We start from the raw sequence: 12,323 nt of genomic DNA on the forward strand, positions 1-12,323 counted from the left end.
CAAGAAGGCTTCCGTAGCTGAAATTTATAAAGGGTTCCTTCTCCCCTTCCTGAGATTGATCTGCGGCAGGGAGAGAAGGTGGTCAGATAAACCGTACCTTTACCTTTTCAACCCATACCTCATGCAGCAGCGAATACTGGACCGACTCAAGATTGCCCAACTCACCCCCATGCAGGAAGCCACGGTGCAGGCGGCTACCCAACACGATGTGGTGGTGTTATCGCCCACCGGGTCAGGTAAAACGCTGGCGTTCCTGCTGCCGTTGGCCCTGCGCCTGCAAGAAAACCAGAAGAGGGTACAGGCACTGGTGCTGGCCCCCACCCGCGAACTTGCCCAGCAGATTGAGCAGGTCCTGAAACAGATGAGCCTGGGCTATAAAGTAGACTGCTTCTATGGCGGCCACGGCATCTATGAGGAAAAAAAGAGCCTGGCCTCTCCCCCCGCGGTGGTCATAGGAACCCCTGGGCGCATTGCCGCGCATTTGCGCGAAGGCTACTTAAAAGCCGACACCCTGCACACGCTGGTGCTGGACGAGTTTGACAAGGCCCTGGAGATGGGCTTTCAGGAGGACATGGCCTACATCATTGGTCAGTTGCCAAAGGTGTCCCGCCGTCTCCTGACCTCGGCCACGGCCATGCCGCAGGTTCCGGCGTTTACCGGCTTACGGGATGCAGTTACCCTCAACTTCCTTCAGGATACCTCCAGCACCCCAGACCTGCTGTTGAAGTACGTGCCCGTAGAAGGTCAGGATAAACTCTCGCCGCTGTACCGGCTGCTCTGCCTCCTTGGCACGCAACCTACCCTTGTCTTCTGCAACCAGCGCGAGGCGGTGGAACAGGTCAGTACCTTCCTCCAGAAAAAGAAGCTGGCGCACGGCATCTTCCACGGCGGTCTGGAGCAGCCTGACCGGGAGCGCACACTGCTCAAATTCCGGAACGGCACCCAGCACCTGCTGGTGAGCACAGATTTGGCGGCCCGCGGTCTGGATATTCCCGAAGTGGCGTTTGTCATTCATTTCCAACTGCCAGATGCCTCTACGTTTCTGCACCGCAACGGCCGCACCGCCCGCATGAACGCCAAGGGCACGGTCTACCTGCTCCTGCATTCCGGCGAAAAACCCGCCTACCTGCCCCACCTCCCGGCGCAGGAGAAGTTACCGGCCACTGCCACACCGCCCCCCCCCTCCTTCTGGGACACCCTCTACCTCAGCGCCGGCAAAAAGGACAAGGTGAACAAGGTAGACGTGGTGGGCTGGATGCTGCAAAAAGGCGGCCTGGAAAAAGCGGACCTCGGCAAGATTGAAGTGCAGGATAACGCCACCTTTGTAGCCGTGAACCGGAAGAAATTAGAAAAAGCCGTACAACTGCTCAGACCTGAAAAGCTAAAGGGGAAAAAAGTGAAGGTGGAGCGCGCGAGTTAAAGGTTCTGCTACCGTAGTGGCCAGTAGTGTATTTTAATTATAGAACAATTATACAAGAAGCTGATTAGCGTCTTTCCCCCTCTCTGGCGTAACGTGTTTGTATGTGGTTTAAAGAGGGTAACTTCTGTTTCTGGCTGATTTAGAAGAACATGTTTGAAACTGAAGATAAAATTACTTTTTAAACAAAAGATTTTAAATAGAATCCATATGTTGTTTCATGTCTAGAGATGAAAAACTAAGTAATTCCTTTTTTATTATCTATAGCTGAAAAGCGCATTATTCCTGAATTAAAAAATTAAACTTACTTTAAAGAAAAAAATATCTGTCCCTCCTATATATGTTCAATAAGCAATCTCTCTCAGAAAGAGACATCTGTACCAAATTCATTACCCCGGCCTTAGTAGCCGCCGGGTGGGATATTCAGAAACAGGTACGGGAAGAATGGTCGTTCACCGATGGCCGAATTATTGTAAGGGGGCAGAAGTACACCAGAGGCAAACAGAAACGGGCCGACTATGTGCTCATTTATAAATCTACGCTGTTGGCCATCATTGAGGCAAAGGAAAATAACCATTCTGTGGGCGCGGGCATGCAGCAAGCCAAAGACTATGCGGCTATTTTGGATATTCCGTTTGTCTATAGCTCCAATGGTGATGCATTTCTGGAATTTGACACCACTAAAGAAGAAGGGCAGGTAGAGACAGAGATTCCTTTGAGTGGCTTTCCGTCTCCGGAAGAACTCTGGCAGCGTTATGCGGCCCATAAAGGATTAAGCCAGCCGCAGCAAGAGATTGTTAAGGAAGAAAACCACAAAGACGAAACAGGCCTAGCCCCGCGCTATTACCAACAGATAGCTATTAACCGCACCATTGAAGCCGTGGCCCGAGGAGAGAAACGCCTCTTGTTGGTGATGGCCACCGGCACGGGCAAAACCTATACGGCTTTTCAAATTATCTGGCGACTCTGGAAAGCTAAGACCATAAAACGGGTTTTGTACCTGGCCGACCGCAACATTCTGGTGGACCAGACCAAGACTGGCGACTTCCGGCCGTTTGGGTCAGATATTATGACCAAGATCCAGAACCGCGAGGTGGACAAGTCATACCAGATTTACTTTGCGCTCTACCAAGGCCTTACGGGGGCAGAGGAAGAGAAAAACGTCTTCAAGCAATTCTCCCGTGACTTCTTTGACCTGGTGGTGGTAGATGAGTGCCACCGTGGCAGCGCCAAGGAAGAATCTGCCTGGCGTGAGGTGCTGACGTATTTTGACAAGGCGGTGCACCTGGGCATGACCGCCACGCCCAAGGAAACGAAGGAAACCTCTAATATCACGTACTTCGGGGAACCCATTTACACCTACTCTTTAAAGCAAGGCATTGAAGACGGCTTCTTGGCTCCTTATAAAGTAGTGCGCCTAAGCCTGAACGTAGATGACGGCTACCGTCCCGAGAAAGGAAAAGTAGACAAGTATGGCCATGAGGTAGAAGACCGCATTTACAACACCAAAGACTTTGACCGCACCCTGGTCATAGATGAGCGCACCAAGGTAGTGGCCAGAAAGATTTCTGAGTACCTCAAACTCACCAACCGCATGGCCAAGACCATTGTATTTTGCGTAGACACTGAACACGCCGAACGCATGCGGCAAGCACTGGTGAATGAGAACAGTGACATGCTGAAACAGTACCCCAACTACGTGGTACGCATTACCGGCGATGATGACATAGGCAAGAAAGAACTGTATAACTTTTCCTCAGTGGTAGAGGAGCAGCCCGTGATTGCCACTACGTCCAAACTGCTCACCACCGGGGTTGATACCAAAATGGTGAAAGTGATTGCTCTGGAGGCGGGCATTCAATCCATGACCGAGTTCAAACAAATTATTGGCCGGGGCACCCGCTTACGGGAAGACGATGGAAAGGTGTATTTCACCATCATGGACTTTAGGAAGGTGACCAACCTGTTTGCTGACCCAGACTTTGACGGCGACCCCGTGGTCATTTATGAACCCAAAGAAGACGAACCCATTGTACCTCCCAACCCGCCAGAAGGAGGAGAAGAGGATGAGTTTACTGGTGGGCAACCTATACCCGGAGAGGGCGTAGATGACCCGGATTCCCCTCCTCTAACGCCGCCCATCATTGACCCCGGCACCGGCAAACCTAGAAAATACTACCTCAATGATGTAGCCGTGACGGTGGCTAATGAACGGGTGCAGTACTACGGCGCAGACGGCAAATTAATCACAGAGTCTCTAAAAGACTACTCACGCAATAAGCTGCTGTTAGAATATGCTTCACTGGATGATTTTCTACAGAAGTGGAATGAAAGCGAACGCAAAGAAGCCATCATCAATGAATTAGCCGAGAAAGGCGTGTTGTTTGAGGAACTGCAACAGGAGATTGGCAAAGACCTGGATGCTTTTGACCTCATTACTCATATTGCCTTTGACCGACCGCCGCTCACCCGCAAAGAGCGCGCCGAGGAAGTGAAAAAGCGCAACTACTTTGAGAAGTATGGCGCGGGTGCCAGAGAAGTGTTGCAGACGCTGTTGGAGAAATACGCTGATGAAGGCATTGGCTCCATTGAAACCACGGCGGTGCTTAACGTGAAGCCACTCAATCAACTGGGCACACCCATGGAGATTGTAAAACGGTTCGGGAAGAAGGCAGACTTTGAGAAAGCGGTGCAGGAATTGGAGCAGGAGTTGTATAAAACAGCATAGGAATGGCAGAAATAACCGAACATGACCTGCAGAAGCAATATTTGGCTTTAATGAAAGACACCAATTTAGACAGATTGGAACTTGAGCTGAATGAGCCAAATATATTCTCTATTTTGGCCATAGACAACATGGAAATAAGGCACTCCAACTTTTTAGCGTGGCTCTTAAATCCAAAAGAAAGCCATGGCTTGAATGACCTTTTCTTAAAAAGATTCTTGCGAGAAATCTTTTTTGACAAGAAAATTCAAAATGTAACTCCGCTGGATGCTGAAATGTTAGATTACCGGAAGGTAGAAATTAGAAGGGAATGGCATCATATTGACCTTTTAATTTCTTTCCCAAACCTTGTAATCTGTCTTGAAAATAAGGTCTGGTCAAAGGACAATGGTAAACAGCTTACGGAATACAAAAATATCATACAAGCAGCGTTTCCAGAACCAACTTATAGGCAGGTATTCCTTTACCTCACACCTTATGGAGAAACAAGTTCACATGAAACAGACATTTATTCTTTTATCTCCTACAGAAATATTATTACTATTCTAGATAGAATATTAAATATATACCAAGATTTGATTTCGACACAAGCAAAGATTTACATTAACGACTACATAAAATCTTTAAAACGAAATATTATGGGCAATGATAAAGCCAATGAAATGGCAAGGGATATTTATCGGAACCACAAGAAGTTGATAGATTATATTTTTGCAAATAGACCCAATGCTGCCGAGGAATATGCAGAAGTCGCTAATGAGGTAGTTAAAGCTGAAGGATTTTTATTAGGCTCTGAACAACCCAACTTTGTCAGATTCTTACCAGCATCAATAAGTGAATTTATACCTAAATACTCTAAACCTAATGGTTGGACTAACGCAGAAGGCCTACTTTTTGAAATACATTTTAGAGATAGAGATGTACTTTTAAAGCTCACAGCCTCACCAAGTATTGAACCCTTCAAAGCCAAAGTCAAAGAGTTATTACTTCCTGCGCTATCAGGTAAAAAATATCCATGGGAAGGGTATTATGTATTATTTGAACAAAGAGAAGTTATAAATTATAAAGACACTAAATTAGATAGACTTAGTGTAGAAAGAGATATTAAGTCCCTTTTACAGAAACTGAAACCTACAATAGATGCAGTTGAAGAAATATTACTTGCCCACAAAGACGAGTTAATCGCCCTCAAACAACAAGTAGAAAATAAATAAGTACGCTTACCAAACTTTACCAATGAGTAACCTTTCCGGTATTATCAAATCCATCAGAGACATCATGCGCCAGGATGCGGGCGTGGACGGAGATGCGCAGCGGATTTCGCAGATGGTCTGGATGCTTTTCTTAAAAGTGTTCAGTGACAAAGAAGAAGAATGGGAACTGACCATAGAGAACTATAAATCACCTATTCCGGCGCAGTTGCAGTGGAGCCAGTGGGCGGCCAATGAAGAAGGCATGACCGGGGAGGAGCTGTTGCAATTTGTGAACAATGAGCTGTTTGAGACGCTCAAGAACCTGGAGGTATCGCCCAAGGCAGACCCGCAGGGCTGGATTGTGAAGCAGGTGTTTGAAGACACCTACAACTACATGAAAAGCGGCACGCTCATCAGGCAGGTCATCAACAAAATCAATCAGATAGACTTCAACTCGTCTAGTGACCGGCATTTGTTCAATGACATTTATGAGAACATGCTCAAGGAACTGCAAAGCGCGGGGTCGTCTGGGGAGTATTACACGCCCAGGGCGGTCACGCAGTTCATGGTGGACATGACTGCGCCCCAGATGGGCGAGACTGTGCTGGACCCGGCCTGCGGTACGGGCGGTTTTCTCACCTGCGCCATTGAGCACGTGCGCACGCAACTGAGCAACCCCAGTGATATCCAGACGCTGCAAAACAGTTTTCAGGGGGTAGAGAAAAAGCCGCTTCCGCACATGCTGGCCACTACCAACCTCATGCTGCACGGCATGGATGTGCCCGTGATACGGCATGACAATCTGTTGGTGCGCCCCTATGACAGCTGGACCGGCAAAGACCAGGTGGACATTATTTTGAGCAATCCACCGTTTGGCGGCACCGAGGAAGAGGGCACTGATGCCAATTTTCCGCCCAAGTTCAAGACCAAAGAAACTGCCGACCTGTTCATGGCCCTCATCATGCGCCTGCTCAAACCCAACGGCCGCGCGGCGGTGGTGTTGCCAGACGGTACGCTGTTTGGCGAGGGCGTGAAAACCCGCATCAAGGAAGAACTGCTGAGCAAGTGCAACCTGCATACCATAGTGCGCCTGCCCAACGGCGTGTTCAACCCGTACACCAGCATTAAAACCAACCTGCTCTTCTTCACCAAGGGCCAGCCCACCAAAGAGGTGTGGTATTTTGAGCATCCATACCCGGCGGGGCAGAAAAGCTACAACAAAGGCAAACCCATTAACATCAAAGAGTTTGATCTGGAGAAAGCCTGGTGGCACAACCGCGAGGAGAACCAGCACGCCTGGCGCGTGTCTGTAGAAGACATTGCCGCCCGAAACTACAACCTGGACATCAAGAACCCGCACGCGCCGGAGAACGACCTGGGCGACCCCGCCGATTTGCTGGAGAAACTACAGGCCACGGCGCAGCGCGTAAAGGCGCTTCAGGCCGACATTGTACACGCATTAGAAGAATCTTTACTCGCCTAAGCCCGCATGGTACTACTGGAGCAATTTGAACAACTCACCGGGCACCCCAAGAACGCCGCCAAACTCAAAGAGCTGGTGCTGCAACTGGCTGTGCAAGGCAAACTCACCGAAGCCTGGCGAAACCAACACCCAAACGTAGAACCCGCCTCGGAACTTCTCAAGAAGATTGAGGCGGAAAAGGCGCAGTTGGTGAAAGAGAAGAAGATTAGGAAAGAACAGCCCTTAGAAACAATTCAGGAAGAAGAGATAACCTATGATTTGCCTGAAACTTGGTTATGGGTTAGGCTTGGAGAACTTGGTGATTGGGGAGCGGGAGCAACACCAAGTAGGGGAAATTCTGAATTATATGATGGAAACATTAACTGGTATAAATCAGGGGAGCTAAATAACGGAATTATAGATTACGATTCTGAGGAACGCATCACTGAGCTTGCTCTCAAAAAAACATCGTTGCGGTTAAACAAGCCAGGCGATGTGCTGATTGCCATGTACGGTGCCACAATTGGAAAAACAGCTATCCTTGCCGTTGAAGGCACAACTAATCAGGCAGTTTGTGCTTGCACCTGCTACTCCGGCTTAAGTAACCTATACTTACATCTACTGCTGAAAGCTTACAAATCTGTATTCACAGACCAAGGAACTGGAGGAGCGCAGCCTAACATTTCAAGGATTAAAATCAGAACTACACCCGTTCCCCTTCCGCCGTTGGCGGAGCAGGAAGCCATTGTGGCGCGGGTAGAAGAGCTGATGCAGAAAATTGAGGAACTGGAGAAAGGTACCCTTGAAAGAATACAGCTGCAAAAGAGCCTCGGCGAGGCTGCGTTACAGGCGCTCACCACCGCCCCGGCAGACGAACTGGAGCAGCAATGGCTTTTCCTGAAGGAGCATTTCCAGCTTCTCTTCACCCAGGAGGCCAACGTGAAAAAGCTCCGCGAAACCATTCTGCAACTGGCGGTGCAAGGCAAACTTACATCGGCGTGGCGCCAGCAAAACCCCACCGTGCAGCCCGCCGCCCAACTCCTGCAACAGATTCAGGCCGAGAAAGCGCAACTGGTGAAGGAGAAGAAAATAAGAAAAGAAGAATCATTCTATCCATTGCCTTCCAAAGAAAAACTTGAAGTACTTCCTGAAGGTTGGAATTGGTACAGATTTGGTGAATTAACCATAAATAGAGATAGTGAGAGAGTCCCATTATCAAAGTCAGAAAGAGAACATAGAAAAGGTAATTTTGATTACTATGGAGCTTCAGGAGTGATTGATAAAATTGATAAATATCTCTTCGAAAAAGATTTACTGCTAATAGGTGAAGATGGTGCAAATTTGATTAATCGCTCAACACCAATTGCCTTTATAGCCACTGGGAAATATTGGGTAAATAATCATGCTCATGTTATTGATGCAATTGATTTTAGAATTTTAAGATATTTAGAAGTCTACATTAATTCCATCAATTTGGAGTCATATATTACAGGGATGGCTCAACCAAAGATGAATCAAAAATATTTGAATTCTATACCTGTCGCTCTTCCTCCACTCGCCGAACAAGAAGCCATCGTCGCAAAAGTAGACCAGCTTATGCAGATGTGTGATGAACTGGAGAACCAGCTAAAGCAGTCTAACCATCAGGCTGAGGTCCTGATGCAGGCCGTGGTGCAAGCCGCCTTGCAACCGCAGGAAGAACCGGTCTTGGAGGCGTAAACTTTCCTTCGGTTTTATGTAACCCAAGCCTTTTCCGTTTTCGGCCTGTTTTTCAGAAATCAGGCCGAAAACGGAAATATTTACCCGGCATCGTTTCCTTCTTTCAGGCGGTTTTCTACCATTTCGCTATCTTCAATATCCGTAAATCCTTTATTTCAAAGCTCCCTTGCATGGCACCGCTTTCCCTGTTTCACAAACTAGAGCTGCATTATTTCTTCACAGATGACTCCCACACCATAGATGCCGCTGTCCGGAACAAGTGCGAGGCAGAATTATTAGCCGTAGCCAGTGAGATAGCCGCCATTCTGGGCATTAAGATAAAGCTGGAAACTGAGCCTTATAGAGAGGGCGGCTTAAAGGAGAAGTTCAGAATTATCACCAAAAACCGGTTTCTATCGGGTATTCTGGCCTCCATTTTAAGCGGGGTTATTACCGCGGTGGTGTCTCACCAACTCAATTCAGACACTGATCTAGACGAACTGCAAAAGCAGAAGCTGCGGCTTGAAATAAAGAAACTGGAACAGGAGGTGAATGAGTTTAACCGGGCCCATGCCACGCTAGATGTGGCCAAAGCGGCAGATACCCTCAGCAACTACAGCTATAAGATTGTCAAGCATACATCTAATTTCTACAAGACCTTACAGCACTATTCAAAAGTAACCCACGTCTCCTTTACCAGATTGAATGAGCAGGATGAGGAAATAGGCCAGCCCAAGGTGCTCCAAAAGAAAGACTTCGGTCAGTTTATTTTAGATACAGATGAGTTGCCTTCGGTGCTGGATGAGCAGGCCCAGATTGAAATCATCTCGCCCGTGCTCAGCCCCGGCCCCTACAAATGGAAAGGCTTTTACGCCGCCACCGGTGAACCCATAGATTTCTACATGAAAGACGAGGACTTCAAAAGAGACATCATCCAGAAGGCAGTCTCCTTTAGAAGCGGTAGCCGCATAGACTGTCGCTTAGAAGTAAAACGGAAACTCTCTGAGACAGGGTTGGTCATCCATTCTTCCTACGCAGTGTTAACTGTACTCAGCGTACAAGACGGCCAGGCCACCGTTGAAACCCCGCAGGGCAAGAAGCTGAAAAGAGAGAAAGAGTTACTCAAGAACCAGCTGGCCTTGTTTTAAAACTTCCTCCCATTAACCTCTTCTCCGTTTTCGGCCTGTTTTCTGAAAAACAGGTCCAAAACGGGTAAAGAACTCAAAATCAAATAATAAATTCATATTAGGCATTACATACCATCATGAACAGAGAAGAGGCCATTGCCATTATTGATGCCCTGGCAGCCGGTTGTTCGCCCTTCACCGGCGAAGTGCTGGAAGGCCACCCCATTTTGAATGACCGCAACGTGATCAGGGCCTTGCAGACGGCTTTGGTGTCTTTGTCTGGCTCTGTCCAGCCTGGAGCTGTGCAGAAGAGCCAATCTGATGCAGGAGGCTCTTCCTCTGTTGAGTTAACCAAGGCAGATGTAAGTGCCGCTATTGATGTGCTGAAAGCAGCTAATCTCACTACTTCCTACAGTGCCCTGACTCGGTTCTTTCTGGGGAGCAGACGTTTTTTAGACACACCTGTAAGTGACAGCCCACTGTTTGGTTGCTTGAAAGCACGGTACAAGTACAACTCCCTAAAGCCGGTTGTGCTACAGGTGCTAAAAGACAACCCAGAGCTTAGACCTACAACAGCTGTAAACAAGTCTTCCCAAGAAGGAAAACCCTGGGATTCTGTGACTTATTTCACTGAAACAAAATTTTGTAAACTATCGGCCAAAGCCCTAGACCAGCTAAAAGGGAAGATTGGTGAATTAGGAATACAAAAACCTACTGAAACCTTAGCTGAAAATGTTCAACAGGCTCGTCTTTCGCACCCCAGAGCCTATGAACCCTGGTCTGAAAAGGAGACAGAATACCTGGCCAAAGCCTTATTCTACACCAATGATCTGAAAGTCCTTTCTTCCTGCTTCCAACGCACCGCAAGCTCGCTCAGCTCCATGGGGAAAAAGCTGATTTATGACGGGAAAGCAACTATTAACCCAGGTACTGAGGCTTAGAGACAATCCTCAAACACTAGAATACCAGTTTGAGCCGGTACCTGTTTTAGGCTTGTTTTCAGAAAAACAGGCGTAAAACGATCCTTAAGTTTCTGATTTAGTCAGAGTACCAAACAACCTTTTATGATGGCATTTGAATTCTTTTTGGGCGGCTACGGCCGAAGCAACTTTAAGGTGCGCCTGCAGGACGGCCATTTGCATTGCGCTGAAAGCGAAGGTGGGCCATATGTAGAACAGGAAAAAACGGTCTCCATCACAGACGCACCTGCGTGGCAAAACCTGGTGGCATTTCTTGAAAATTGCCGATGGAAGAAGAAGTATGTTGAAATGGTCTGTGACGGCAACCAATGGGAGCTGAATTGGCAAACCCCACACCAAAAGTTAAAAAGCTATGGTTCTAACAGCTATCCCGCAGATTTCAACCAGTTTCTGGCGCTGCTCAATGCCTGCCTCACCGAAATAAACGTAACCCTATCCTAAGAAAAGCTTCTTTCTTCACTGGCGTTGAGGGCAACAGTAATCTTGCTAGAAAAAACACACCTTGCTATGCTTAAAAAGACATTCCTTCTCCTGCTGCTTTTCTTTTTCTTCTGCCGTGCCAAAAGCTCTGCGCAGCACCTTTTCGATGAGAAATTCAAGGGATGCGCCTTTGACCAGTTTGCTCTTGAGAAAGATTCTATCATGGCTGAGCAAACAAACAAACAAACAAAGAAATCTTAACCGCTTTGCTGAGTGGCCTGCCAGAAAAAGCGCGGCCCCAGGTGCGCGGCATTCTCACGCTGCAGATAATGGTGGAAGAAAATGGGAGCTCCTGCCTGGTGAGCCTTAGAAACGAGACGAACTATACAACCAGAAAATGGCACCTGCCAGAGAACATCAGCCATAGGCTAACCTGGCACCACGTCAAGAAAAAAGTCTCAGTGGTGTTGGCCGTAAAGTTCTCAGAAAAAGGCGCCCAGTTCCTGCGATATGGCATAGAAGGCCTTAATAGGGAATGGAAACCTATCAAAACCTGGTAGGCTCCCTTTCCCTGTTTATGACCTGTTTTTCTGAAATGTAGCACAAACCAGTTCACAGAAGTGCAGCAGCATTCAGGCGTCCTTGCAATCTGGGGAGCACCACAGCAACTTCTTTTATCTCACTAAATACATATCAGAAATGATATTCAAGATATCTGGACTAAACGGTTTGGAGAAATAGTCAGTCACCACTGACTGTTGCGGGGAGGGGCTAGGGTTCTGCTTGTCTATGGCCGAGGACAGCACAAACAGCTGGCAGTTCTGAATGAGCCCGCCCGGGAGCTTTTTGAATTCCTCTATAAACTCCCACCCGTTCATTCCCGGGATGTGAATGTCCAGGAAGATGATCTCCGGAAAACTGGCCGGGTCCTCCTGAGAGAGGCTGGCAAGGGTTTGTAAAGCCTCTTCCGCCCATAGAAAACTGGTAACAGAGGCAGAGAACTTGTAACTCCGGATGATGCTTTCGCATAGAAAATTATGGAGTTCATCATCATCAATTAAAAAAACCTTCTGGTATCTACTCATTCTCTTACTGGTTCTAAACTACTCATGTGTGATGCCTCTCTCCTTTGCCCCTACTCCTACCTGCCCTCATCTTCCACTAAGGTCTGGTCACTCGCCCTCCTGCTGCCCCGCCCCAAGCAGGCGCCACTGGTGGTACATTCCAAAGATCTTTTTTCACACTGCTAAACCAATTTCGTGCCAAGTCTTAGACTTAACTCCAAGACAAACAACAGTTTC

11 protein-coding genes are annotated in these 12,323 nt (G+C 47.8%); 10 read left to right on the forward strand and 1 reads right to left on the reverse strand.

From position 1 onward, the window contains the following. Positions 1-121: 121 nt before the first annotated feature. The 10 genes from FHS90_RS16540 to FHS90_RS16585 all read left to right on the forward strand — a co-directional run bounded on the left by FHS90_RS16540 (position 122) and on the right by FHS90_RS16585 (position 11,582). Positions 122-1,420 carry a DEAD/DEAH box helicase gene (locus tag FHS90_RS16540; protein WP_182513871.1) on the forward strand — a complete coding sequence of 433 codons (1,299 nt, stop codon included), beginning with the start codon at positions 122-124 and terminating at the stop codon, positions 1,418-1,420. A 337-nt stretch (positions 1,421-1,757) separates the two neighbouring features. After that, complete coding sequence (gene hsdR / locus FHS90_RS16545) at positions 1,758-4,145, forward strand: EcoAI/FtnUII family type I restriction enzme subunit R (protein ID WP_182513872.1); 2,388 nt, start codon at positions 1,758-1,760, stop codon at positions 4,143-4,145. A 2-nt stretch (positions 4,146-4,147) separates the two neighbouring features. Next, on the forward strand, positions 4,148-5,356 hold the full coding sequence (locus tag FHS90_RS16550; protein ID WP_182513873.1) for a PDDEXK-like family protein: 1,209 nt from the start codon (positions 4,148-4,150) through the stop codon (positions 5,354-5,356). A 22-nt stretch (positions 5,357-5,378) separates the two neighbouring features. Continuing rightward, on the forward strand, positions 5,379-6,818 hold the full coding sequence (locus tag FHS90_RS16555) for a type I restriction-modification system subunit M (RefSeq protein ID WP_182513874.1): 1,440 nt from the start codon (positions 5,379-5,381) through the stop codon (positions 6,816-6,818). Positions 6,819-6,824: 6 nt separating this feature from the next. Then, positions 6,825-8,516, forward strand: coding sequence for a restriction endonuclease subunit S (locus FHS90_RS22305; protein WP_220483096.1), 1,692 nt, complete (start codon positions 6,825-6,827; stop codon positions 8,514-8,516). Between the two features lie 170 nt (positions 8,517-8,686). Next, a complete protein-coding gene (locus FHS90_RS16565) occupies positions 8,687-9,643 on the forward strand; it encodes a hypothetical protein (protein WP_182513875.1) in 957 nt (318 codons plus the stop codon). A 116-nt stretch (positions 9,644-9,759) separates the two neighbouring features. Then, on the forward strand, positions 9,760-10,563 hold the full coding sequence (locus FHS90_RS16570) for a hypothetical protein (protein ID WP_182513876.1): 804 nt from the start codon (positions 9,760-9,762) through the stop codon (positions 10,561-10,563). 123 nt (positions 10,564-10,686) lie between these two features. After that, a complete protein-coding gene (locus tag FHS90_RS16575) occupies positions 10,687-11,043 on the forward strand; it encodes a hypothetical protein (RefSeq protein ID WP_182513877.1) in 357 nt (118 codons plus the stop codon). A gap of 66 nt (positions 11,044-11,109) precedes the next feature. After that, positions 11,110-11,283, forward strand: coding sequence for a hypothetical protein (locus FHS90_RS16580; protein ID WP_182513878.1), 174 nt, complete (start codon positions 11,110-11,112; stop codon positions 11,281-11,283). 5 nt (positions 11,284-11,288) lie between these two features. Continuing rightward, positions 11,289-11,582 (forward strand): hypothetical protein, encoded by a 294-nt coding sequence (locus tag FHS90_RS16585; RefSeq protein WP_182513879.1) that lies wholly within the window; start codon positions 11,289-11,291, stop codon positions 11,580-11,582. Between the two features lie 114 nt (positions 11,583-11,696). Here the strand turns inward: FHS90_RS16585 and FHS90_RS16590 are convergent, their stop codons facing one another. Beyond that, positions 11,697-12,107 (reverse strand): response regulator, encoded by a 411-nt coding sequence (locus FHS90_RS16590; RefSeq protein ID WP_182513880.1) that lies wholly within the window; start codon positions 12,105-12,107, stop codon positions 11,697-11,699. Positions 12,108-12,323: the final 216 nt, after the last annotated feature.

The sequence above is a fragment of the Rufibacter ruber genome (assembly GCF_014138425.1).
Taxonomy (GTDB): Bacteria; Bacteroidota; Bacteroidia; order Cytophagales; family Hymenobacteraceae; genus Nibribacter; species Nibribacter ruber_C.

Coding starts and splice junctions, on each gene's coding strand:
- FHS90_RS16590 (WP_182513880.1), bottom strand. CDS start 12,107: ATGAGTAGATACCAGAAGGTTTTTTTAATTGATGATGATGAACTCCAT.
- FHS90_RS16575 (WP_182513877.1), top strand. CDS start 10,687: ATGATGGCATTTGAATTCTTTTTGGGCGGCTACGGCCGAAGCAACTTT.
- FHS90_RS16540 (WP_182513871.1), top strand. CDS start 122: ATGCAGCAGCGAATACTGGACCGACTCAAGATTGCCCAACTCACCCCC.
- FHS90_RS16580 (WP_182513878.1), top strand. CDS start 11,110: ATGCTTAAAAAGACATTCCTTCTCCTGCTGCTTTTCTTTTTCTTCTGC.
- FHS90_RS16550 (WP_182513873.1), top strand. CDS start 4,148: ATGGCAGAAATAACCGAACATGACCTGCAGAAGCAATATTTGGCTTTA.
- FHS90_RS22305 (WP_220483096.1), top strand. CDS start 6,825: ATGGTACTACTGGAGCAATTTGAACAACTCACCGGGCACCCCAAGAAC.
- FHS90_RS16565 (WP_182513875.1), top strand. CDS start 8,687: ATGGCACCGCTTTCCCTGTTTCACAAACTAGAGCTGCATTATTTCTTC.
- hsdR (WP_182513872.1), top strand. CDS start 1,758: ATGTTCAATAAGCAATCTCTCTCAGAAAGAGACATCTGTACCAAATTC.
- FHS90_RS16555 (WP_182513874.1), top strand. CDS start 5,379: ATGAGTAACCTTTCCGGTATTATCAAATCCATCAGAGACATCATGCGC.
- FHS90_RS16570 (WP_182513876.1), top strand. CDS start 9,760: ATGAACAGAGAAGAGGCCATTGCCATTATTGATGCCCTGGCAGCCGGT.